Genomic DNA, 24025 nt, shown 5'->3' with positions numbered 1-24025 from the left:
GCGCCCGGGATGTTCAAGGCTTCGATCCACTACAGTGACCAGTCATCGGGACTGCCGCCCGGCTTCTCAACAGCTGAGGCCGATTCCCCAACACCTGTGGAAAACTCGGCAGGTCGACGTCGCCCAACCCAGCGAAAGTGGATTCAGCAACAGTTGAGCGATCGAACCAACTTGATGCGGAAACCCCTCGAATGGGCGATGAACAGGTCAATCGACCGGCTGCCTTCCTGTCGGACACATGCGTTCCCGAGTTGCTGGCAACATCCGGCAAAGCCTGGGGACAACGTGATCGAAACTGGGGACAAACGAATGCGTGCGAAGGGAGAGGGCCGATGAGCGATCAGCCCGCCGAGCCCGGATCCGCCGAATCCGCAGGCCGCGAACCCGAGCTACGCGGAATCGATCTGGCCAGGCGCGCGTTGGAGGAGGCGCGCGCCGCGGCGCGGGCCAGCGGCAAGTCCGTCGGCCAGGGTCGTGCCTCGCCGCAGCGCAGGCTGCGGACCGGCGCCCGCAGGCGCACCGGATGGTCCGGCGCCCGCCCGGACGATCGCGACCCCCAGCTGCTGTCCAAGCTGGCCGGTTCGATCGCCAAGAGCCGCGGTTGGTCGGGCAAGGTCGCCGAGGGCATGGTGTTCGGCCGGTGGGCAGGCGTCGTCGGTGAGGACATCGCCGCGCACGCCACACCGATCGCGCTGAAGGATGGCGTGCTGAGTATCGCGGCGGAGTCGACCGCGTGGGCCACGCAATTGCGGATGCTGCAGAGCCAGATCCTGGCGAAGATCAACACCGCTGTCGGCCAGGGTGTGGTGACCTCCTTGAAGATCTCCGGACCTGCCGCACCGAGCTGGCGTAAGGGCGAACGCCATATCAAGGGCCGGGGACCGCGCGATACGTACGGATAGTTGGGCAGTACCTGATACCCGGTGTTACGGTTACATCGACAGGCGTTTCACGTGGAACGCCTCGGCCCGATGTCGTGCCCGGAACCTGTCGCATCGGACCGAATTCGTCCGGGCGGAAGGTTTTTCGATGACGATCACCACCTCCGTTGGTCCGTTTCCCGCGACCGCGACCCGAACCGTGCGCCGCGGCGACGTCGAACTAGCGGTGTATGAATGCGGTAATCCCGACGGCATCCCGGTCCTGCTGATCCACGGCTGGCCCGACACACACGTGCTGTGGAGTCGGGTAGCCGCGCTGCTTGCGGGCCGTCATCGCGTGATCGCGTTCGACAATCGCGGTGCAGGCAACAGCTCGGCGCCCACGAACGTCGCGGCCTACCGGATCGGAGAGCTCGCGGCCGACGTGCGCGCGGTGATCGACGCGGTCGCACCGGGCGAACATGTCCACGTGCTGGGCCATGACTGGGGATCGGTGATCGGGTGGGAGCTGGTCGCCGCTCCGGACGCCGCGTCGGTGATCGGGTCGTTCACTTCGGTGTCCGGCCCGAATCTGGATTTCCTCGGCGCCTACCTGCGCGGCCCCCTCACCATGGCACGGCTCCGCGGCTCGCTCGCCCAAGCCATCGCCTCGGCCTATACCGTCGCTTTCCAGATTCCAGGACTGCCGAATCCGGTGCTGCGGGTGCTGCCCAACCATTGGCCGCGCTTTCTCGGGTTCTTCGATGGCCTGGATCCCGCCTTGGTGGAGACGGCCCCGACGCTGCGTACGGATATGATCAATAACCTGAAGCTCTACCGCGCGAACATCCGCACGCACTTGCGCCACCCGCGGCCCCGCCCCATCGAGGTCCCGGTGCAGCTGATCGTCGCCACCGGCGACCGGGCGGTGCGGCCGGTGGTCAATGCCGAGGCCGGTCAGTGGGTGCCGAACCTGACCCAGGCCGAGATCTCGGCTCGGCATTGGTCGCCGATCTCACATCCGGCGGAGCTGGCACGCCACACGGCCGCCTTCGTGGATCGGATCGGCGCCGCATGCTGATCGCGGGCAACTCGAAGTCCGCGGCGGCCGATGCATCTCTCAGCCCACGCCTGCTGGATGAAAACCGGCGGAAGGCGGACCCGACTCGGCGGAATCCGTTTTCTCGCATTCACGGAGCCGTCAGGGGTGTCGGAGGTGCGTTGTAAGTTGGGTGTACCAGTAGGATGGTGACGTAACTAGCGGCGATACCCTTCGGCGCGTTTCGCACAGTTCGCGCGTGGACCCTAATTTTCGAGCAGACACCACCAGGGCCCCACGTGTGCTGTCCGATCGATGTATGCCGGGATCAGCAAGTAAGGAGAGCTACCGACCAGTGGCTGCCAAAGACTCCACCGCATCGGGTTCGACCAAGGCAACCGGGAAGCAGGACTATGGTGCCTCCTCCATCACGGTTCTCGAGGGGCTCGAGGCGGTTCGCAAGCGTCCGGGCATGTACATCGGCTCCACCGGTGAACGCGGTCTGCACCACCTGATCTGGGAAGTCGTCGACAACTCCGTCGACGAGGCGATGGCTGGGTACGCGACGAAGGTCGAGGTCACCCTGCTGGCCGACGGCGGCGTCGAAGTGGTCGACGACGGCCGCGGCATCCCGGTCGCGTTGCACGCCCAAGGCGTGCCCACCATCGAGGTCGTCATGACCCAGCTGCACGCGGGCGGCAAGTTCGACTCGGATTCCTACGCGGTGTCCGGCGGTCTGCACGGCGTCGGTATCTCCGTGGTCAACGCGCTGTCGACCCGGCTGGAGGCGGACATCCTCCGCGACGGCTACCACTGGAGCCAGATCTACAAGGACGCCGCACCCGGCAAGCTGGTGCAGGGCGAGCCGACCAAGAAGACCGGCACCACCATCCGCTTCTGGGCGGACCCGGAGGTCTTCGAGACCACCACCTACAACTTCGAGACGGTGGCTCGCCGGCTCCAGGAGATGGCCTTCCTGAACAAGGGACTGACCATCAAGCTCACCGACGAGCGTGTCAGCGACTCCGAGGTGATCGACGAGGTGGTCAGCGAGACCGCCGAGGCGCCCAAGCACGCCGCCGAGAACGGCGGTGCGGCCGAGCACAAGGTCAAGACCAGGACCTACCACTACCCGGGCGGGCTGGAGGACTTCGTCCGCCACATCAACCGGACCAAGCAGCCGATCCACAATTCGGTCGTCGGGTTCACCGGCAAGGGCACCGGCCACGAGCTCGAGGTCGCGATGCAGTGGAACTCCGGTTACTCGGAGTCGGTGCACACCTTCGCCAACACCATCAACACCCATGAGGGCGGCACGCACGAGGAGGGCTTCCGCGCGGCGTTGACCACGGTGGTCAACAAGTACGCGAAGGACAAGAAGCTCATCAAGGAGAAGGACGGCAACCTCACCGGTGACGACATCCGGGAGGGCCTGGCCGCCATCGTGAGCGTGAAGGTCGGCGAGCCGCAGTTCGAGGGCCAGACCAAGACCAAACTCGGCAACACCGAGGTGAAGTCGTTCGTGCAGCGCACCTGTAACGAGCACCTCACCCACTGGTTCGAAGCCAACCCTGCCGACGCGAAGACCATCGTGAACAAGGCGGTGTCCTCGGCGCAGGCCCGGGTCGCCGCCCGCAAGGCGCGCGAGCTGGTGCGCCGCAAGTCGGCCACCGACCTGGGCGGTCTGCCGGGCAAGCTGGCCGACTGCCGGTCCAAGGACCCGCACAAGTCCGAGATCTACATCGTGGAGGGTGACTCCGCGGGCGGCTCGGCCAAGTCCGGTCGCGACTCGATGTACCAGGCGATCCTGCCCTTGCGCGGCAAGATCATCAATGTCGAGAAGGCGCGCATCGACAGGGTGCTCAAGAACAACGAGGTCCAGTCGATCATCACCGCGTTCGGCACCGGGATCCACGACGAGTTCGATATCGCCAAGCTGCGCTATCACAAGATCGTGCTGATGGCTGACGCCGACGTCGATGGCCAGCACATCTCGACGCTGTTGCTCACGTTGCTGTTCCGGTTCATGCGTCCGCTGGTCGAGCACGGCCACGTGTACCTGGCGCAGCCGCCGTTGTACAAGCTCAAGTGGCAGCGAAGTGACCCGGAGTTCGCCTACTCCGACCGCGAGCGCGACGGTCTGCTCGAAGCCGGTCTCGCCGCCGGTAAAAAGATCAACAAGGACGACGGCGTGCAGCGGTACAAGGGTCTGGGCGAGATGAACGCGAAGGAGCTGTGGGAGACCACCATGGACCCCGCGGTGCGGGTGCTTCGTCAAGTGACGCTCGACGACGCGGCTGCCGCCGATGAGCTGTTCTCTGTTCTGATGGGCGAGGACGTCGAGGCGCGTCGCAGCTTTATCACCCGGAATGCCAAGGACGTTCGCTTCCTCGACGTGTAGCCGGCGTGAATTCCGCTGCTGTACAGCCCCTTCACGCCCGGCCCTGTAAGGAGACCAGATGACTGAGACCACGCTGCCCCCGATCGGCGGTGGAGGCGACCGGATCGAACCGGTCGACATCCAGAACGAAATGCAGAGCAGTTATATCGATTACGCGATGAGCGTGATCGTGGGTCGCGCGCTGCCGGATGTGCGTGACGGCCTCAAGCCGGTACACCGACGCGTGCTCTACGCGATGTACGACAACGGCTACCGCCCGGACCGCGGCTATGTGAAGTCGGCACGTCCGGTCGCCGAGACCATGGGTAACTACCACCCGCACGGTGACGCGTCGATCTACGACACCCTGGTCCGGATGGCCCAGCCGTGGTCGCTGCGCTACCCGCTCGTCGACGGTCAGGGCAACTTCGGTTCGCGCGGCAACGACGGCGCCGCAGCCATGCGGTACACCGAGTGCCGCCTCACTCCGCTCGCGATGGAGTTGCTGCGAGAGATCGACCACGAGACGGTCGATTTCACACCGAACTACGATGGTCGTTCGCAAGAGCCCACGGTGCTCCCGAGCCGGGTGCCGAACCTACTGATGAACGGCAGCAATGGCATCGCGGTCGGCATGGCGACCAACATCCCGCCGCACAACTTGAACGAGCTCGCCGAGGCGATCTACTGGGCGCTGGACAATCACGACGCCGACGAGGAAGCCACGCTGGCGGCGTGCATGCAGCGCGTCAAAGGTCCGGACTTCCCCACCCACGGACTGATCGTCGGCAGTCAGGGTATCCACGACGCTTACACCACAGGGCGCGGCTCGATCCGGATGCGTGGTGTCGTAGAGATCGAGGAGGACAACCGGGGCCGCACGACCATCGTCATCACCGAGCTTCCGTACCAGGTCAACACCGACAACTTCATCAACTCGATCGCCGAGCAGGTGAAGGACGGCAAGATCGCCGGTATCTCCGACATCCACGACGAATCCTCGGATCGCGCAGGTATGCGGATCGTGGTGACGGTCAAGCGTGACGCTGTCGCCAAGGTGGTCCTGAACAACCTGTACAAGCACACCCAGCTGCAGACCAGCTTCGGCGCGAACATGCTCTCGATCGTCGATGGTGTGCCGCGGACGCTGCGCTTGGATCAGATGATCCGCCTCTACGTCGAGCACCAGTTGAACGTCATCGTGCGGCGTACCCGCTATCTGCTGCGCAAGGCAGAGGAGCGGGCCCACATCCTGCGTGGCCTGGTCAAGGCGCTCGACGCGCTCGACGCGGTCATCGCCCTGATCCGGCGCTCGGCCAACACCGACACCGCGCGGGTCGGCCTCATGGAGCTGCTGGATATCGATGAGATCCAGGCGACCGCCATCCTCGACATGCAGCTGCGTCGCCTCTCCGCCCTGGAGCGGCAGAAGATCATCGACGAATTGGCCAGGATCGAGGCCGAGATCGCCGACCTGAAGGACATCCTCGAGAAGCCGGAGCGCCAGCGCGCGATCGTGCGCGACGAGTTGGCCGAGATCACCGACAAGTACGGCGACGAGCGGCGCACCAAGATCATCGCGGCCGACGGCGACGTGGCCGACGAGGATCTCATCGCCCGCGAAGACGTGGTCGTCACGATCACCGAGACCGGCTACGCCAAGCGCACCAAGACCGATCTCTATCGCAGCCAGAAGCGCGGCGGCAAGGGTGTGCAGGGCGCCGGTCTCAAGCAGGACGACATCGTCAAGCACTTCTTCATCACCTCGACGCACGACTGGCTGCTGTTCTTCACGAACAAGGGCCGCGTGTACCGCGCCAAGGCATACGAGCTGCCCGAGGCCAACCGCACCGCGCGCGGACAGCACGTGGCGAACCTGCTGGCCTTCCAGCCGGACGAGAAGATCGCTCAGATCATCCAGATCAAGTCCTACAACGATGCCCCGTACCTGGTGCTGGCCACCAGGAACGGCTTGGTGAAGAAGTCGAAGCTGACCGACTTCGACTCCAACCGCAGCGGTGGCATCGTCGCGGTGAACCTGCGCGACGAGGACGAATTGGTCGGTGCCGTGCTGTGCTCGGCCGACGAGGACCTGCTGCTGGTATCGGCGCTCGGCCAGTCGATTCGCTTCTCGGCCACCGACGAGGCGCTGCGTCCGATGGGCCGCGCCACCTCGGGTGTGCAGGGCATGCGGTTCAACGACAGCGATGAGCTGTTGTCTCTCAATGTGGTTCGCGATGGCACGTATCTGCTGGTCGCGACGTCCGGCGGCTATGCCAAGCGGACCGCGATCGAGGAGTACACCGCGCAGGGACGTGGCGGTAAAGGCGTATTGACCATCCAGTTCGACGCGAAACGTGGCACCCTGGTCGGGGCGCTCATCGTCGACGACGAGGATGAGTTGTACGCGATCACCTCCGGGGGCGGCGTCATCCGGACGGCGGCGAAGCAAGTTCGTAAGGCTGGACGGCAGACCAAGGGCGTGCGATTGATGAACCTCGCGGAGGGCGATACCTTGCTTGCGATCGCACGCAATGCCGACGAGCCCGATCCCGATCAGGTCGCCGGCGGCGGTGACACCGGTTCTTCTGAGCAGTAATCCAATAGCGGCGGCAACGAACGGATCTAAGGATTCCCATTGACCACTCCGAATCAGCCGAATGACGAGCGGCACCAGACGAACGGTGTGACCGAGCGGATCGCACCGTCACCGATCCCGCCGCGGCCGATCCCACGGCCGGTCGCCTCGGCCGAGAACGGTCAGCCCGGTGGCGGCCAGCAAGGAGGCGGCCATCCCGGTGGTGGACAGCCGGGTGGTCACCAGAGCCAACCGGGGCCTCAGCCGGTCGGGCAGCCCGGCAATCAGCCGAGGCCCGGCGTCAACCAGCCGAATGCCCAGCCGCAGGAGCTGCGCGACAAGCAGGGGACGCCGGACAAGGCGCCTGGCGGCGACGGCCAGGAGCACTTCGATCAGAAGACGGCGCGGATGAACACCACGGCCGAGCAGCCCGCGCCCGATGGCGGGGAAAAGCAGGCCGGGGGCGCCGCAGGCAACGGCGGACAGCAGTCGCAGTATCAGGACGGCTGGTCGCAGCTTCCGCAGCGGGAACCGCAGTCCAACCTGTACCGCCCTGGTCAGGCGCCGGTCACCGGCCGCCCGAACTCCGGCGGGGCGGTCGGGCTCGGCAACAACGCGTCCAACGCGCGCACCACCGCCGACCTGGCGGCCAAGGCGGCACGCAAGGAAGCGGCGATGGTGAAGTCCGTCGGCATCGACGGACCCACCCGCAGCATCGCGCGGCCGGAGCTGATCAAGGACATGCCCGACCTGTCCGAGATCCGCCACCCGCTGCCGCCGACCGAAGCCACCGGTCCGCAGTCCGCGCCGGTCTCGCCCGCGGTTCCGGTCGCGGTCGCCGCGGTCGCTTCCGGTCAGCCGCTGCGGGCCACAGTGCAGATCCGTCGCATCGATCCCTGGTCGACGTTGAAGATATCCCTCGTGATCAGCGTGGCGATGTTCTTCGTGTGGATGCTGGCGGTCGGCCTGCTGTACATCGTGCTCGAGGGCATGGGTGTGTGGGAGCGGCTGAACAACACGTTCACCGACATGGTGTCTCAGGACAGCGGCTCGGTGGGGTTGATCGACGCGGGCACCGTCTTCGGCTACGCGGGCGTGATCGGCCTGATCAACGTCGTCTTGTTCACCGCGCTCGGCACGGTCGGCACCTTCATCTACAACCAGTGCTGCGACCTCGTCGGCGGCATCCAGGTAACCCTGGCCGACCCCGACTAGCCGGTTCTTCCGAACGGCCGGTATCCGCCTCTGCGGGGGCTGGTACCGGCCGTTTTGGTTTACCGACAGCGGTCTCCGGCACGGATACTCCGACCGTGCCGCAGGCCGCCTACCAGCCGTTTTGGTTCATGGACGTCATGTCCGGTAGTCTTTGCTCTCGGCTCGGGCGATCCGAGTCGAACAACACGGGCCTATAGCTCAGGCGGTTAGAGCGCTTCGCTGATAACGAAGAGGTCGGAGGTTCAAGTCCTCCTAGGCCCACATTCGAGTAATGCCTCGATCGGTGCAACCGGTCGAGGCTTTTTTCTCTCGGGTTGTCCAGACACGACGTGGCTGATTCGCGGGTAGGTTGGGCTCAGCTGCTCGTCGCGGCGATGCACGCTGTGGCTACCAGGCACAGCATCGCGGCGAGTAGCCAGCCAATGGCCAGATTCGCGTATCTGAACTTGCGGCGGGCGACGGCGGAGTTCTCCCAGATCTGCTGTGCGATCTGTTCGACCACCGCATCAGTGTCGCGTGTCAAGTCGGCCAACTGTCGCACATACGTTTCCTTGGTGAATCCGTAGCGCGGCGCCGCGTGCGTGAAGTAAAGCAGGTTCGGCTCGACATCACGGTTGCCGAGTCTCGGCCAGAGCGAGTACGCCGCACAGATTCCCGCTCCGGCGATACATGCAGCACTCGAGCCCGCGCTGATCCATACCGAGGCTCCACCGCCGAGCGCTTCCGCGCGGAGCACGACGAACAGTACCTGGCCGAGCACCCCTGCGGTCGCCAGTGCGGCAATGGATTTGGTCTCCGCGTGTTTGATCATTCCGATGACCAATTCCAGGGTCCGCCAGGCATCGTGTGCGCGTTGATCGTCTCTGCCGATCAACCGACGGAGGTTGGGTCGGCGGCGAGGCGGTGCTGTCATCCCGTCATGCCTTTCCTCCGCAAACGACTCGCCAGCGAGGCGATTTGGTCGCGTCGGTGAATCTCCCGTTCGGCGCGGTCGCTTCGATCGGCTTCATCGATCTTCTCGAGTTGGACTTGCAGCCATCGCTCGGTGCCGCGCATTTCGACATCGATGACCGCGCCGTCCTTGGCTTCGCGCAAGCCGAGGTATCGCTCGTGCAGATTCTTCCCGGCCTCGGTCTGGCGATAGACCCGCTGATCATAGGCGGTGACACCGCTCAGCATCTTGGCGAGAACGGGCAGGCAGTCGATTGCCAGCAACAACAAGCGCACCAGCCACTGTGCGAAGAGGACCGAGGTGTTCTCGTCGGAAAGCGCGCTGAGTCCGCGCTCTTCGTCGAGCAGGCCGATGGAGCCTTGGTCTCGCTTTCGCTGCTGCACCCGTTCATCGATAGCGGCGGCGACCTGTCTGCCGTATGTGCCCTCCGCGAGCGCGACATCCACTGTCGCTTTCTCGACTTTGGCGTTCAGGTCATCGAGGTTGCTCTGTTGCTGGTCGATCTTGCGGTCGGCACGGAACTGATCGGCCTTCTCACGATTGCGCTGACATTCCGGGCCGTTGCCCGCCACTCCGGTCAGACCGACGCCCGCGGTTCCGGCGCATTCATTGATGGCGTGGGTCTCCAAGTCCTTCCACTCGCGACTGTCGGTATCGAATTTGCTCGCGGCCCGGTCGCGCTCGCCGGTGAGACGGACGAGTTCGTCCTGTGCGGCGTGCGGTGGATTCGGCACGCTGACCAGAAAATCCTGGCAACCCGGATCGGCGACGGGCCGACCGGACGCCGGGTTGCAGAATGTCAAACGTCCGGTGTAGATGGAGATCTCATCGCCGCGGGTCTCCAGCACCTCCTTATGAATCGCCGGTTTGAACACCCACAAGAGCAGTGGCTCTGCGATGATGAAACCGATCAGCACCGCGATGAACAGCCGGGGGAGGAATATCAGCATTCGACCGGTACTGAGCAACCCGTGCGTACCCGCGATCAGCCAACTGTCGAGACTGACCACCAGGTACACCCAGAACGCGGCGACCGGGAGCAACAGCAGCCAGAACACGTCCGAAATGCTCTGCAACGCTACGAGAAACGAGAGACCGGCCATCAGGCCGGTATTCAGCACGATCGCGCCGAGACGCGTATATTTCGCGCGTTCCTCGGGAATCCAGTCGAGTATCTCTTCGCGGATACCGATCAGCCCGCGGAGCCGGACCCCGACACCGTGTTGCGAGGCGACCGGGCGGAAGCCGGCACCGGGCGTGTCGAGGGCGGGCTGGGTCGTGCCCCCCGCGGTGTTCGAATAGCTATTCTGCATCGGACTTCTCGACTTCGCCCGCGCTGATGGCCTCATGCTTCGGTGTCGCCGTGACAGCTTCGGTCGGTTCCGTCGTTTTGGCGACCAGTTCGCCGACCGTCTCGACGAGTCGCTCGAGCGCCTTCTCCACCTTCTCGGGGTGAATATTCGCTTCCTGGAGGTCGGCGGACAGCAGGTCGCGAATTATCTCGCTGGGGATCTTGCGGATTGCTTGCCGCTCGGCGTACTTGCGCTGGATCTCGACCTCGGCCTGTTCTCGCAGGATGTTGGCGACCTCCCTGGAGTCCATACCTCCAGTGGCCAGCGCGAGGTACATGGCGGACAGCGGATTCGATCCGACGCGTTCGCTGATCGTCTGCATCTGATCGAGGTCGGCCTGGTTGCGTTCGGCACGCATATCGAGTTCGTGTCTTTGTTCTTTGCCGTCGTAAACATGCTGATGGGATTGGCGGGCGCCTCTGCGCGCCGCGTCGTTGTCCTCTCGCTGTCGGGTCAGCGAGTCTTCGTACATCTGGTCTCTGCGACGCTTCTCGAATTCCGCGAGTTCGTCGGGGGTCAGCACCTGCGCACCGACCATCGTGATCCGCATGCCGAACTGCTTGGGCGGATCGTTGATCACGTAGGAGGTCAGCCAGGTGATCAGCTCATTACGCATTTCCTTGACTTGATCGATACGGTACTTCTGCCCGATATCGGCAAGGTCCGGCATACTGCGCAGGTAGGTGCCGAGGAAGGTGCGCGCATCCACTTTGCCGTTGCGCACGACCGTCAACGCGTCGGTGACAGTGCATTCGAAGGTGACATGCAATGTGAATTCGGCCGCGCTGTCGGCAGGGATCGTCAGTTCTACGAGCACGGGCGCACCGACAGTCATATCGACCAGGCTCACACTCGTCGCGTCGACGACTTGGCCGTCGGTGACCCGACGTGCCCCGCTGTCGACTATGAGCTGGTCGCCTACCTGGTACACGAGTACTTGATGTGCGGTGGGTTTCAGCATCTCGTCGAGCGGTCGCGAACGCTTGCGCAACCAGCGCCTGCGCACGATGTCGAGCGTCTTCTGTTCGATGATCGGATATGTGCGGGTTACTGGGATCTTGTTCAATTCAGTTCACTTCGGTCAGGAGTTCTGGCTGTGAGGGATGCCTCGATGACGCGGAGGAGGCGCTCCAGTTCGGCGTCGCGTTCGATGATCGATATCGGCAGACTCAGATCTCTGCCGGTTCTGCGGGCTTTTCGGTCCTGCTGTTCTCTTTGGCGCTTCCGATATGCTCGGCGAACGTCGAGATCGTGTACGACGATCGAGGCTTCGCGCGTGGTCAGCGCTGCGGCCAATGCGGTACCGAATGTCCTGGCGGTCTCATCGGGTACCTCCGCGATCGTCGTCAGATCGTTCAGTCCGTCGAGCAGCTCATCGAGGATCGGTATGCGAATCGAGCGTTCCCGGAGGACGTACGCCCACATCTGTGCGATGAGATCGACCTGTTCGGGCTGCTGAACCAGATAGTTGAGCATTGCCGACTTGCCCGACCGGTATTCGCGCGCCGCCAGGACTTCCGCCATCGTGCCGACCACGCGGCTGTGCAGATAGGGATTCGACTCGTCGTATTGGTCGTTCAGGCGCCGCAATACTATTTCGGCGTTCTCCGGGGCATCGGAGACAAGTGTGGCGAAGAGTGCGGCCAGTGCCAGTGCGTGTTCGGTATCGTTCTGGCTCGACTGTGCGATGAGTTGCCACAGCCGTTCGGTGGCTTCCTCGGGATAGCGGATTCCCAGCGGCCCGCTGAACGCTAGGGCGGCGGTGAGGCGTTGATCGGAGTCGCCGTGGGTCGCCCAACGCACGGCAGTGCGCAATGCGATCGGCGCGAGTGGCTCGGACGTACACATGATCCACAACGCGTAGACCGCGGCGCTCTGCCCGCTCCATCCGCATTCGGCTCGCGACCACGGTTGCAGGAACAGTTCGTCTGCTTCAGTGAATTCAACCATGCCGAGGACTACGGCTCCCGTGGCGATGGCATTGAGTCGTTCGAAATCATGTGAATCGGTCGTGATGATGACCGTTCTGAGCCAGTCGCGAATACCGTCCCAGAACGAAACATCCAGACGGGCCCACAGTTCGGCGACGGCATATTGGTGGTACGCGGGCGACCTGAATTCGAGAAGCTGCCGTTGCACATCGCCGACGCTCGTGGTCACGAGTTGAATGAGCCCCTCATCGGTGGCCGTCGGCAACCGGGTTTCGGGCAGGTGATCGTCGTTGTCGTCCGCAGGATTCGGGGTGCGGTCCGGCACCGGTATCAAGGACGCGACCTCGTCGGTGAGTCTCTTCAGTTCGGACTCGAAAGACCTTCGTCCGCTCGGGCCGAGGAAACACAGCGTCGCGACCTCGAGCACTTGTCTGCGACCGCGTTTGCCATCGAACCAGCGCTGCACATGGTTTCGCGCCGACTCGTCCAGCACATCGTGCGCCGCTGCGATGTCGTCACCCGCGAGAACCCGATCCACGACGGCGATGAGATCGTGCATGCTGCAGTCGGGAGGCAGGGTGGTCTCGATCGCTTCGATCATGGCGCTGACGGAGACCTCGGGCGAACCGTCGACCACCAGGCGAGCGGCCACAACCCGCTTGGTCTCGGGCTTGCGCCACGCGATCCGCCTGACCACCTCCGACCCTGCCGCGGGCAGCGCGTGTGCGGTCAGGACCAGCCACGCTCCTGCTTCCCTGACCTGATCGCGTACCGCGTGCCAATCGAATTCGGTGCCCTGCGAACCATCGATGCCGCTGTATTCCGCGACCAGATACCCGTGACCTGCTTCATACGGCCGCTTTGCGAGATCCTGAAGTGCGGTCGTCGGTGACAGTACGCGGAGCGGACCCCCGGTGATCTCCCGCAGCAGCGAGATCGCGCCTGACCGTTTCCCGAGACCACGTCTGCCGGTGATGAGCACCACATGGTCGGATGCCAGAATCGTCAGCGCCTCCGCGTAGCCATCCGGCTGCACGTAGCACTTTCTGGCGACGAGAATATCCTTCTCACTGAGCTTTCCGGTCAGCGGCGCCGAATCGGGCGTCGCACCCGCGATGCCGAAGTGACCGCCGCTCGACATGACCGACCCGTAGAAGTTCTGGTTGAAGTTGACCAGCTTCGACCGGTTGGAGGGGCTGTTCGAGTCGTTCAGCGACGCTGTGGCGTTGTTCTCGGATTTGCTGTTTCGTGGGTCGTCGTTGTCCGATGTCGAAGGGTTGGACTGCTTGTTCGTTGATTCCATCAGGGTTCGAAAATTCCGTTGGGCGCGCTGATTCCGAAGACGGCGTGCGGCGCTGTGATGTTGCCGTGGAATGTCAGGTTCGCTGTAGCTGGCGCGCCAGGGGTGTCGGCCTGCCGCTGTGTCCGCGTCGGTTTCTCGTCGCGCGTGTGCTCGGGTTCCGTCAAGGCGGACGCGACACCGGTGTCGGTCAAGGACAGCGCGTGGACATCATGTCCTGGCACGAGGAGATACGCGGGTTCCGCGAACTCCTTGTTGCGCACGGTTATCTCGCGAAATGCGAAGGGGGAGAGCGGAGTGTGACCTTGTGCGACCACATCGGTGAACACTCGCTGGGACAACACCACCGCGAGATGAGCGGCGGGAGCCTCGCGAAGGGCCGCCTTCGCGGGCGAGCTGTCGACCAATCGACTCACCGCGACGACACCTTGACCCGCGTAGCCGTTGTCCGCCGGATTCGCGACGCCGTAGTGGATCGCCAGTCGCAATCGCAGTCGCGCGATGTCGAGCAGGTCTCGATTGTGCACGGCCAGTGCGTAGTTCAGCTCGCGGACGAAGTCGTTGACCACGGTCGGTTCGCGATCGGATTGATCGGCGGGCAGGATCGCCAGCTCACCGTCACCACCGGGCTGCGTGATCCAGGCACTGCGATCGAGACCGGCTTCGGTAGCGGCACGGTCCAGTACCGCGCGGATTGCGGTCTGCATAGTTCGCTGTCGCTGATCGTCGGCGGCGCCGTAGCCTGCCGCGTCAACCGAAAGCAACAGTCTGCGAGCGAATATCTCACCCATTGCTGAGTCCAGCGTCCTTCCATTCGACCGGTGGCCGATTGCTACCAGGGTCGCGGTGCAGCGTGTCACGATTGGCGCGCCAGAATTCCGCAAAAATCAGTGATGTAGATTTTCGGCGTCAATCCGCGAAGACACGCAAGCGATCAATGTCGACGAGGGTCACTCTGCGATAGGCCGGAGCGACCAAGTTCTCGTCTCGTAGCCGGCGCATCGCCAGGCTGATCGCGTCCTCTTTGGCGCCGATCAGCATGCCCATCTCGGTCTGAGAGAGGCGGACGCCGATTTCGTACCCGGAGTCGGACTCGTGGCCGTGTCGCTCTGCCAACTCGAGTAGTACGCGAGCCAATCGCTGTGACACGTCGTACCCAGCGAAATCCAGTCGCCGCCGATTGGCCCAGTCGAGCCGCCCCGCGATCATTCGACACAGGGCTTCCCAGCCCTCGTTGTGGCTGTTCAGGAAGTCAAGGAATCGACCGTGCGGAATGTTGTGCACAATGGTCGTGGAACACGTTGTGACAGTGGCGGATCGTTGAACATTCCGTAGTGCCGCGAGTTCACCGACCACGTCTCCGCCTACTCGGATACCGAGCAGGGATTCGTTGCCGTTGCGCGAGGTCGCGGTGATCTTCACGCAAGCCGACGCCCCCACGTCCTGTGAGCGCAGCAAGCAGACATGTTTGCGGACTTCGCCCTGCTGGATCAGTATTTTTCCGGCGTTGACGGAGACCGGGCGGGACAATGCCAACAGATCTCGCTGGGACGATTCGCTGAGCTGATCCATGAACGTACCGGGGGGCCAGTTGCGTTCACCCGTTCGGAACGACACTGAACGAGCCAACTGTCCTCCCGATGCATCCGGTCATCACCGCTGGCGCGACACCGGTGACCTCTTGTCCTGCATGATTCCTGGAGCCTTCACGGCTACGAGCATCGCCGACGGTCGGGGTGAAAATCTGCTGCGCAAATCGGATGCGGCTCGAGATTGCAGTATCTCGCATCGTCGGAAGATTCGCCACGGTGATTGTGTGGGCGCGTTCACCGGTCGATCGCCGATCCAGACATATGTCCAGGACAGGATCGCTTCGGAGGAGAGTATCCATACCGGCAGAGTATTCGCTTGGGTCCCCGTCTTGAAGTCGGTCATTCGATGTATTGATCTGGAACTGAACGTTTGTGGGTCCGGTCGTGTTCGTGTAGATCTGCGGGATCGGGTGATGACCTTCGGGTGGACATGCGCAGGCTTTCGCCCGGTGCCCGCGTGGCCGGTAGGCGATCCGAGGGGTGACGCTGCGGGCACAGAGAGGCCGAGCGGCCTGATCGACCACTCGGCCGTTTCGACCACCTCGATTCGATTCCTCGTGGAGATTGATCAGATCGGGAAGAAGAAGAAGCCGATCCATGCACCGATGGCAGCGCCGATCGCGCAGCCGATCACGGCGCCCACCAGGAAGAACCAGATTCCGATGAGAACGCCGATCGCGCAGCCGATTGCCGCGCCCACGAAGAGTCCGACAAACAGGGCGTCCTGCAGCAGGCTCTCCACCTCAGGTGGCGTGTTGACCGCAGCGGGTGACGGCGCGCCACTCGCCGGTGTCATCGTCAAAATCCTGCCCGTGCTGTCGAGCGACGGTGTGACGGTGAAGGTTTGACCCGTCTCCATGCGCAGTGTCGTCGGGATCGAGCCGACGAGTGCACCGTTGTCCGCGATCACGTTGATCCCGTCGGGAACCGGGACGAACTTCCCGGACGCGAGGTTGATCGTGGCGCTCGAGTGATCAGCCGCCAACGTCGTTGTATAGGCGATGGGGCCATCCGCCAGAGTGGCAGTGAGATCCTGTCCCGCTACTCGGCCCTGACCCTGAGCCGTCACGGTCGCGATCCCCGTGGATGCGATGGCTATGAGTGCGGCCACCACCAACTTTCTGATTATCATTGGACTTCCAATCATCCTGCCGATTCAAGGTTCCGTTTTCCCCGAACAAACGGCATCATGGATATCCTCCCTCTCAGGAGATTTTAAGTCTATAGGTATTATGCCTTCCCATTTTTGATTCAAACGGTCGGTTTTCACTATGGCGTATGCATGTTGTACCGGACGTGTTCGGAAGTTATTTCGGCCGCTGCGCCATTTCATTGCGGCAATCCGGAGGATGTCGGCATCGATGATGCGATCTATGAAAGACCATGCACCGCAAGCTAATCGGATTACTTGAACGTCTTGATCACGCAGATATTCGAGATAGCCTGACCTGCTCACCGACGCCGAGTAGAGAACAGTCGGTGCCTTGGCGGAAAGGACCATTCCTGCCCAATCGCATTTCTTGTATTCAGCGCCCCAGCGCGGGGGTGCGCTGCCCATGCTTCTCTCGCCGCACCAGCGCTGGCAATGGCCGCGTAGCTGGTGTCGAGACCCTCGGCGTCAGGTGCTTCCACTCGGATCGCCGGGAAGCGCGGGGGAATCGCGCCCGGGCTCCCACTCCCGCCCCGCTATGGACACCTGAATGCGGTCAGCAGCCTGTTCGGTCGGGCCCTACACTCGACGCACACGCACGCTCTCGACGGAGGTGATCGGCGGTTGAATCCCATGGATCCGCGCGACCAGCACACCGCACGTTACGAAGCCGGTTATCAGCCGGGGAACTACCGTGATCCCGGGTACCGGGGAGATCCCGGATACAGCCAGGGTTCCGGGTACGGCCAAGACCACGGATACACCGCATATCAGCAGTCCGAATATCCGGACCGGGAGTCTCGGTCACAGCAGGAACCGGACGTCAACATCGGCATGTTCGCCGGCGGTGTGTTCGCGGCGGCGGTGGTGACCGCGCTCGCGGCCTGGCTGTGCGCCTGGATCATCGAAATCATCGCCACCCGGGTGACCGAGAGCGGCAACTTCGGGGTATGGAACCCGATGGCTCAGGACTCGTACTGGTTCGCGGTGGTGGCCTTCATCTGCACATTGCTTGCCGGGGTGCTCTGGTATCTGCTGCGCCTGGGCACCCCGTCACCGGAATTGTTCTTCGGCTGGATCGTGGGAATCCTCACCGCCGCGGCGGTCGTCATTCCACTGGCACTGTCCAACGATCTGTGGGTGGGTATCACCACTGGTGTCGAACATTTGGTGATCGGACTCCCGATCCTCAGCATGGTGCGCATGGTGGGCGCCAAGAGCATCGTGCACCAGTGAGGAAGGGCAGGGCGGAAGGCCGGAACACGGTGGAGCGACTGCTCGCACGGTGACTGGCGGCTTTCCGCCGTGCCCCGACGCAACCACAAGCCTGGGGGCCGGAGGCAAAGCCTGCCGGGCGGGGCGTGCGGGTCGCACCCCACAAATACGCGGAACCAAGAGGGCGAGCGCTCTCCCCGAGCACCCGCCGCCGTCGGTGGTCATTGCGCGAACTGACTCGCACCATGACTCACACAACGCAACCAAGCAAACGCGGGGTCCGGGGGCGCAGCCCGCCGGGCGGGGCGTGGGGGTTGCACCCCCACAAAACACGCGGAACGCAAAAGGCTCATGCTCTCGATGAGCATGAGCCTCCGATGCGTGGAGCCTAGGGGAATCGAACCCCTAACCCCTGCCTTGCAAAGGCAGTGCTCTGCCAATTGAGCTAAGGCCCCAATCACCGTTCATCACGGTTGGCGCGCATATACGCCTGGAAAACGGTACCTTCTCGCCATTGACGCGGTCAAAACGGCAGGGTAACTGGTGCGCGGAGCCGGGTCGTCGCAGCTGTTCGCCGTGTGATGCGCCGCGGGGATCGGTGTCCGCAGCGTAGAGCAATGGCCGAGGCGATGGCGGTGATGGCGCCGAGGCGATCGGATCAGCACGCGAGGTCGGTCGGCAACGTCGGTGCGGGGGATCGCCGTCGGCTCCAGGTCGGGGCCGGGATTCGAGCGTTGTGGCGGTACCGCCCGGCGGGGGCATTTATCGTGGTCGCAGATCCGGTTCGTCGATGTGTCGCTGGTTGCTCGATGAGAGGACCCGCATGTCTCGGTATCTGTTCGCTCTCGGTCGCCTGGTCGCCCTTCGACGCTGGTGGGTGCTGGCGGTGTGGCTGGTTCTGCTCGCGTGTGCGATCGGATTCGCCGCGTTGAGCGGTGGCAAGACCACCGACGACTTCACCATTCCGAAGACCGAGTCACAGGACGCTGTTTCCTTGTTGAAGCAGCGGATGCCCGCGTACAGCGGAGCTCAGATGCAGGTCGTGTTCGCCACCCCAGGTCTGTCGAAGGTCACCGACCAGCAGCCGAGCGCCCAGATCGAGCAGGTCATGGCCGGCTTGCGTGGGCTGCCGCAGGTTGCGACGGTGGTCGACCCGTTCGAGGCCAAGGCGGTGGCACCAGATCAGCGGGTCGCGTTGGGCAGCGTGCAATTCTCGGTGCCGACCGGAGAGGTCACCGAGGAGACGCTGGACGACGTGGACCACATCGCCGCCCCGGCGCGGGACGCAGGACTGGACGTGGAGTTCTCCGGAGCGGTGTACCCGGGCTTCACCGCCGAAGTACCCGAAACGCCGGAGGTCTTCGGTATCGCCGCGGCCTTCGTCATCCTGCTGGTCACGTTCGGGGCGGTTGTCGCCGCAGGCCTGCCGATCATCACGGCGTTGGTTGGCGTGGCCATCGGTCTGACCGGAATCCTGGGTGTGGCCGCTTTCGTCGACGTGCCCGCGGCGGCGACGTCGCTGGCGTTGATGCTGGGGTTGTCGTGCGGGATCGACTACGCGCTGTTCATCTTGTCCCGGCACCGGCACAACATCGTGCTCGGGCTGCCGGCGGAGCAGTCGATACCGCTGGCCGTCGGCACGGCGGGAAGCTCGGTCGTATTCGCTGCGGTGACCGTGATCATCGCGCTGTGCGGGCTTTCGGTCGCCGGCATTCCGTTCCTGACGGTCATGGGGCTCACAGCGGCCTGCGCTGTGCTGGTGGCGATGCTGGTCGCACTGACGCTGCTGCCCGCACTGCTCGGATTCGCCGGTGATACTGTCGCTCGCTTCATTTCGCCTCCGTTGCATCCAGGACGACCGGAGGAGGTGGCGCGGATCGCGGCGTACGAACCCGAGCAAACGATGGGGCATGCCTGGGGCCGATTCGTCACGCGCTTCCGGGTGCCGCTGCTCGTGACCGGAATCGCCGCGCTGGTCGTGCTGGCGATGCCGGTCACTCGGATGGATCTCGGGCTGCCCAGTGGCGCGTCGCAACCGGAATCGAGCACTGCCCACAAGGCCTATGACCTGGTCAGCCGCTCATTCGGTCCCGGTTTCAACGGCCCGCTGCTGATGGTGACCGACCTGTCCAACGCTACCGGACCGGAGGTAGGGCAGACGTTGACGCAACGGTTGCAGGCCGAACCCGACGTCGCCGCGGTCCAGCCGGCAGGCAGCGGCGACCGCCTGCTGCTCCTGCAGGTCGTGCCGAAAACCGGTCCGGACGATCAGGCCACCTCGGATCTGGTCACCCGGCTGCGGGACAACCGCGACCGCATCGAAGCGAACACCGGAGCCGCCTTCCTGATCGGCGGCACCACCGCCGCGAACATCGACACCTCCAACCGGCTGGCCGACGCGCTGCCGATCTTCCTCTTGGTTGTGGTCGGCTTGGCGCTGGTGCTGTTGACGATCGCCTTCCGCACCGTGCTGGTGCCGTTGTCGTCGATCGCCGGATTCATCCTCTCGGTCTTCGCGGCGCTCGGCATTCAGGTCGCGGTGTTCCAATGGGGTTGGGGAGCAGGCCTTTTCCAGGTGACCAAGGCGCAGACGCTGAGCTTCCTGCCCATCGTCATCCTCGCGATCATCTTCGGGCTCTCCAGTGATTACCAGATCTTCGTGGTGTCCCGGATCAAAGAGGAATTCAGCCGTACCGGGGATGCGGTGGGGGCGGTGCAGAACGGGGTGGCGCATTCGGCCCGGGTGGTGAGCGCCGCGGCGCTGATCATGTGCGCCGTCTTCGTGGCCTTCACCTGGGTCGACAATCCGATCGTCAAGCCACTGGCGTTCACGCTGGCGGTCGGGGTGGTGCTCGATGCCTTCGTCGTCCGGCTCACACTCGTGCCAGCTGTGATGGCCCTGGTCGGCACCCGCATGTGGTACCACCCACGCTGGTTCGGACGTTACGTGCCGGATCTCGACATCGAGGGCGCGGAACTGGAGCACGAATTCACTCGCGACTTCGCGCGCAGCGTGAGTTGACGCCGTCGATCAGGTCATGCGGCGCTGTCGCCGCGCGGCAGCGAGTCGAGCGAAGGCAGCGGGAGCCGGCAGATCTCGCCTGCCTCGTCGGCCGGGATGCCGAACATACGCAGCAGGTTCTCGGTGACCTGGTCGGACGCGGCGCCGTCGTCTCGGTCGGGCTGATCGTGTAGTAGCTGGCCCAAGCACAGGGCGGCGCCGGCCACGATCGTCATGGCCAGTTCTGCGTCGCTGATGTGGAACCGGCCCGCGTGGGCGGCTGCCTCGATATCCCGGCGAGCGCGTGGCGCCAACCCTTTCTCGGAGGCGGTCACGGCGAGTCCGCTGTTGAGCAGTACCTTGCTGAGGGTGGGGTTTCGCCGATGCAAGCGGCCGGTCAACCGGAAACTCTGCGCGAAGATCTGGGCCGGGTCATCCAACCCCGCCATCAATGTGTCGAGCACGGCGCCGTGCTGGTCCAGCGCCTCTTCGACCGCGGCTTGGAACAGGTCCTCCCGGCTGTGGAAGTGGTTGTAGAACGACCCCATGCCGACATCGGCGGCCTGCGTGATCTCCAGGATCGGCGCGTTCAGCTTCCCGGTCGCGATGAAGGACTGGGCCGCGCTCACCAGGGCGGCGCGCGTGCGTGCCTTGCGCCGCTCCAGCCGGTTCGGTTCCGCGTCGGTCTGTTCGCTCATACCTGCTCACCTCTCCCTGGTCGTCCTCGCACATGGTAGCTCCCACTTCAGTTGTGACGAATTATTCAATGCCCTTGACTGAACATTACGTCGTATATGACGATATCGTCAGTCATATGGAGGGAGTGGTCGATGATCGACCATCACGACCCGCACACCGGCCTGCACAGCGAGCACGGCGCTTTGGCGGGTGAACATCCAGGGCGAACGCACGACCCGATCGTGAAGGTGCACGATCTGGCGTGGCTGGAGTTCGAGAAACCGGACCTCGAGCGCGCGGCGGCCTTCGCACACGCCTTCGGCTTCGCGACGTCGCTGCGCACGCCGGATGAACTGCACCTGCGGGGAACCGGCGCCGACGCGCCATGCGTGCTGATCCGGCGCGGACCGCGATCGAGATTCGTCGGCCCGGCCTTTCGAGCGGCGGACACCGCCGATCTGCTCCGGTTGGCGGAGGCCGGGGGAAACAAGGTGGTGAACCTGCCCGACAGCCTGGGCGGATCGACCGTCGAGCTGACTGATCCGAGCGGGTTGCGGGTGCGAGTCGTCGCGGATGTGCACACGTTGACCGCCTTGCCCGCACAGGCTCCGCACACACTCAACCTCGGGCACGAGGTTGACCGGATAAACCGCACGCAACGCCCGCCCCGCGAACCGGCGCTGGTCCAACGTCTGGGGCATGTGGTGGTGCAGACCACCAAGTACAGGGAGACGCTCGACTGGTATCTACGGCATTTGGGCCTGATCGTCAGCGACTTTCTCTATTACCCAGGGCAGCGTGAGCGTGGGCCGGTGATGAGCTTCATCCGCTGCGACCGCGGCCGGACGCCCGCCGACCACCACACATTGGCGTTGGTGCTCGGCCCGGCCAACCGGTACGTGCACTCGGCCTATCAAGTCGCCGACCTGGACGCGCTGGCCGCGGGCGGCGAGTATCTGCGCGACCACGGTTACTACCGGTCCTGGGGGATCGGCAGGCACATCCAGGGCAGCCAGATCTTCGATTACTGGCGCGACCCGGACGGGTTCCTGGTCGAGCATTTCAGCGACGGCGACATGTTCGACAGCACGCTGGAACCCGGCTGGGCGCCGTTCACCGCCTCCGGACTGGCCCAGTGGGGGCCGCGGGCCAGCAAAGACTTCCTCGGCCTGAAGCCGGGCCGGGAATCGCTTCACGAGCTGCGCGCGATGGTCGGCGCGCTGCGCGAAGACAACGAATTCGATCTCCGTCGCCTACGCGGCCTGTTGAAAGTAGCCAATTCATGAGCATTTCCGTTCTCCGAACCAACGATGCCTGGTGGGTGGTGACACCCGCGGGCGCCGCGAAGGTCGATACCGCCGCGACCACGACAGCTCAGCTGCTCGCCGATCGCCAGGCGGTCCTCGCGGCTGCCGCGAGCGGCGAGGTCGTGCCGGTCCAGGGGCTTTCGCTGGCCTCTCCCGTGACCGCGCCCTGCCGAGTGGTCGCGCAAATGACGAATTTCGCCTCGCACGTGAAGGATTCGGGCATGGATCCGGAAACGATTCCGCTGACGTTCTTTCGAAAGGCGTCGGGGTCGATCAGCGGTCCGCACGACGACGTTATCCGGCCCGCCCATGTCCGGTTGCTGGACTACGAAGTGGAGATCGGCCTGGTGTTCGGCCGGGAGATGCCGGTGGGATCGGAGATCACCCCGGACAGCCTCGGCGACTACATCGCCGGTCTCGTTGTCACCAACGACGTCTCCGCGCGTGATGTGCAGTTGCCGAAAACGCAGTTCTACGAGGCGAAATCGTATCCGACGTTCACGCCGGTCGGGCCCGCGCTGGTGCTGCTGGAGCTCGATGAGCTGAAGCGGTTCACCGAGCTGCGGCTGCGATTGTGGGTCAACGGCGAGGTTCGCCAGGACATGACGGTCGCGGACATGATCTACCGGCCGCTGCAGACTCTGCAGGCGTTGACCCGATTCCAGCGCATGGACGCCGGTGACCTGCTGCTCACCGGAACCCCGATCGGCACCGCGTTGAGCGCTCCGCCGAAACCGGTCCAGTTCATCGCGAATCTGCTTCCGGCGACGGTGAAGTGGAACCTCTTCTTCAAAGGTCAGGCCAAGAACCCGAAGTATCTGCACGACGGCGACGTCATCGAGGCCACGATCGCCACCGACGACGGCGCCATCGATTTGGGCCGCCAGCGCACCACGGTGAGGTACCGGTGACCGACAACCTGACCATCAGCACCCCGTCCGAGGAGCTGCTGTGGCCCCGCTATGCGCAGCCGAGCGATCTCGCCGAGATCGAATCGACGCCGCTGGCGCAGCGTGGCCTGCCGAAATCGACCTATGACCTGCTGGTGCGGGCAGCGCGGTCGTGGCAGGAGCGCACCGCCGTCACGGTCTTGCCGGAGGCGGCACGGTGGCGAGAACCGTTGCAGCGCAGCTTTACTCAACTGCTATCACAGGTACACCGGTACGCGAACCTGCTGCACGAGCTCGGTGTGCGACGCGGTGACGCGGTAGCGTTGATCGCACCCAACTGCGCCGAGCTGATCGCGGCGACCCTTGCCGCCCAGCTGGCGGGGATCGCCGCCCCGATCAACGGCGGCCTGTCCCCGCGGCACATCGCCGAACTGCTACAACGCACCGGAGCGCGCGTCCTCATCACGGCTGGGCCGGAATTGGCTGAGCCCGTGTGGGATTCCGCGCGTGTCCTGTCCGCCGACGGCCTGCTGGACGCGGTGCTGGCACTGCGCCCGACCACGGCGGGCGAACCTCAGCCGCTCG

The 24025-nt window shown here is 64.3% G+C and carries 19 protein-coding genes and 2 tRNA genes; 11 read left to right on the top strand and 10 right to left on the bottom strand.

From position 1 onward, the window contains the following. Positions 1–332 precede the first annotated feature (332 nt). The 6 genes from NA4_RS13630 to NA4_RS13605 all read left to right on the top strand — a co-directional run bounded on the left by NA4_RS13630 (position 333) and on the right by NA4_RS13605 (position 8333). Complete coding sequence (locus NA4_RS13630) at positions 333–902, top strand: DUF721 family protein (RefSeq protein WP_067469588.1); 570 nt, start codon at positions 333–335, stop codon at positions 900–902. A gap of 127 nt (positions 903–1029) precedes the next feature. Continuing rightward, positions 1030–1941: an alpha/beta fold hydrolase gene (locus NA4_RS13625; protein ID WP_067469585.1), complete on the top strand. Its 912-nt coding sequence runs from the start codon at positions 1030–1032 to the stop codon at positions 1939–1941. A gap of 277 nt (positions 1942–2218) precedes the next feature. Then, a complete protein-coding gene (gene gyrB, locus NA4_RS13620) occupies positions 2219–4300 on the top strand; it encodes a DNA topoisomerase (ATP-hydrolyzing) subunit B (RefSeq protein ID WP_373862787.1) in 2082 nt (693 codons plus the stop codon). Positions 4301–4358: 58 nt separating this feature from the next. After that, positions 4359–6878: a DNA gyrase subunit A gene (gyrA, locus tag NA4_RS13615; protein WP_067469579.1), complete on the top strand. Its 2520-nt coding sequence runs from the start codon at positions 4359–4361 to the stop codon at positions 6876–6878. A gap of 39 nt (positions 6879–6917) precedes the next feature. Continuing rightward, a complete protein-coding gene (locus tag NA4_RS13610; RefSeq protein WP_067469576.1) occupies positions 6918–8072 on the top strand; it encodes a DUF3566 domain-containing protein in 1155 nt (384 codons plus the stop codon). 187 nt (positions 8073–8259) lie between these two features. Continuing rightward, positions 8260–8333, top strand: a tRNA-Ile gene (locus NA4_RS13605). A gap of 94 nt (positions 8334–8427) precedes the next feature. Here the strand turns inward: NA4_RS13605 and NA4_RS13600 are convergent. The 8 genes from NA4_RS13600 to NA4_RS40310 all read right to left on the bottom strand — a co-directional run bounded on the left by NA4_RS13600 (position 8428) and on the right by NA4_RS40310 (position 16757). Next, the gene (locus NA4_RS13600; RefSeq protein WP_157128985.1) at positions 8428–8985 is read right to left on the bottom strand and encodes a Pycsar system effector family protein; all 558 of its coding nucleotides are present in this window, start codon (positions 8983–8985) and stop codon (positions 8428–8430) included. Further along, positions 8982–10337: a DUF4407 domain-containing protein gene (locus NA4_RS13595; RefSeq protein WP_084497060.1), complete on the bottom strand. Its 1356-nt coding sequence runs from the start codon at positions 10335–10337 to the stop codon at positions 8982–8984. The genes NA4_RS13600 and NA4_RS13595 overlap by 4 nt, the downstream gene beginning before the upstream one ends. Further along, on the bottom strand, positions 10327–11442 hold the full coding sequence (locus NA4_RS13590; protein WP_067469568.1) for a hypothetical protein: 1116 nt from the start codon (positions 11440–11442) through the stop codon (positions 10327–10329). Before NA4_RS13590 ends, NA4_RS13595 begins: the two co-directional genes overlap by 11 nt. Further along, positions 11439–13610, bottom strand: coding sequence for a hypothetical protein (locus tag NA4_RS13585; protein WP_067469567.1), 2172 nt, complete (start codon positions 13608–13610; stop codon positions 11439–11441). Before NA4_RS13585 ends, NA4_RS13590 begins: the two co-directional genes overlap by 4 nt. Beyond that, positions 13610–14398 carry a hypothetical protein gene (locus NA4_RS13580; protein WP_067469564.1) on the bottom strand — a complete coding sequence of 263 codons (789 nt, stop codon included), beginning with the start codon at positions 14396–14398 and terminating at the stop codon, positions 13610–13612. Before NA4_RS13580 ends, NA4_RS13585 begins: the two co-directional genes overlap by 1 nt. A 118-nt stretch (positions 14399–14516) precedes the next feature. Further along, a complete protein-coding gene (locus NA4_RS13575) occupies positions 14517–15179 on the bottom strand; it encodes a Crp/Fnr family transcriptional regulator (protein ID WP_067469561.1) in 663 nt (220 codons plus the stop codon). Positions 15180–15767: 588 nt separating this feature from the next. Beyond that, complete coding sequence (locus NA4_RS13570) at positions 15768–16313, bottom strand: DUF8020 domain-containing protein (protein WP_157128987.1); 546 nt, start codon at positions 16311–16313, stop codon at positions 15768–15770. A 42-nt stretch (positions 16314–16355) separates the two neighbouring features. Continuing rightward, entirely contained in the window at positions 16356–16757 is a 402-nt protein-coding gene (locus NA4_RS40310; RefSeq protein ID WP_157128984.1) for a hypothetical protein, read from the bottom strand. A gap of 225 nt (positions 16758–16982) precedes the next feature. Between NA4_RS40310 and NA4_RS13565 the strand changes: the two genes are divergently transcribed. Next, positions 16983–17585 carry a DUF6069 family protein gene (locus NA4_RS13565; protein WP_067469555.1) on the top strand — a complete coding sequence of 201 codons (603 nt, stop codon included), beginning with the start codon at positions 16983–16985 and terminating at the stop codon, positions 17583–17585. A 361-nt stretch (positions 17586–17946) separates the two neighbouring features. On the opposite strand, the gene NA4_RS13560 is transcribed toward NA4_RS13565, so the two are convergent. Further along, positions 17947–18019, bottom strand: a tRNA-Ala gene (locus NA4_RS13560). Between the two features lie 368 nt (positions 18020–18387). Here NA4_RS13560 and NA4_RS13555 point away from each other — a divergent pair. Then, positions 18388–20586, top strand: coding sequence for an MMPL family transporter (locus NA4_RS13555; RefSeq protein WP_067469552.1), 2199 nt, complete (start codon positions 18388–18390; stop codon positions 20584–20586). 14 nt (positions 20587–20600) lie between these two features. Here the strand turns inward: NA4_RS13555 and NA4_RS13550 are convergent, their stop codons facing one another. After that, positions 20601–21263, bottom strand: coding sequence for a TetR/AcrR family transcriptional regulator (locus NA4_RS13550; RefSeq protein WP_067469548.1), 663 nt, complete (start codon positions 21261–21263; stop codon positions 20601–20603). Between the two features lie 132 nt (positions 21264–21395). On the opposite strand from NA4_RS13550, the gene NA4_RS13545 reads away from it, so the two are divergent. From NA4_RS13545 to NA4_RS13535, 3 genes are all read left to right on the top strand, one after another. Continuing rightward, positions 21396–22529: a VOC family protein gene (locus tag NA4_RS13545; protein ID WP_067469545.1), complete on the top strand. Its 1134-nt coding sequence runs from the start codon at positions 21396–21398 to the stop codon at positions 22527–22529. Continuing rightward, the gene (locus NA4_RS13540; RefSeq protein WP_067469541.1) at positions 22526–23461 is read left to right on the top strand and encodes a fumarylacetoacetate hydrolase family protein; all 936 of its coding nucleotides are present in this window, start codon (positions 22526–22528) and stop codon (positions 23459–23461) included. The genes NA4_RS13545 and NA4_RS13540 overlap by 4 nt, the downstream gene beginning before the upstream one ends. Then, positions 23458–24025 (top strand): AMP-binding protein (locus NA4_RS13535; protein ID WP_245671338.1); only part of this gene is annotated, 568 nt, incomplete at its 3' end. The genes NA4_RS13540 and NA4_RS13535, both read left to right, overlap by 4 nt.

The sequence above is a fragment of the Nocardia amamiensis NBRC 102102 genome (genome assembly GCF_001612745.1).
In the GTDB taxonomy this organism is placed as follows: Bacteria; Actinomycetota; Actinomycetes; order Mycobacteriales; family Mycobacteriaceae; genus Nocardia; species Nocardia amamiensis.
This window is presented reverse-complemented; position numbering and strand designations above follow the sequence as displayed.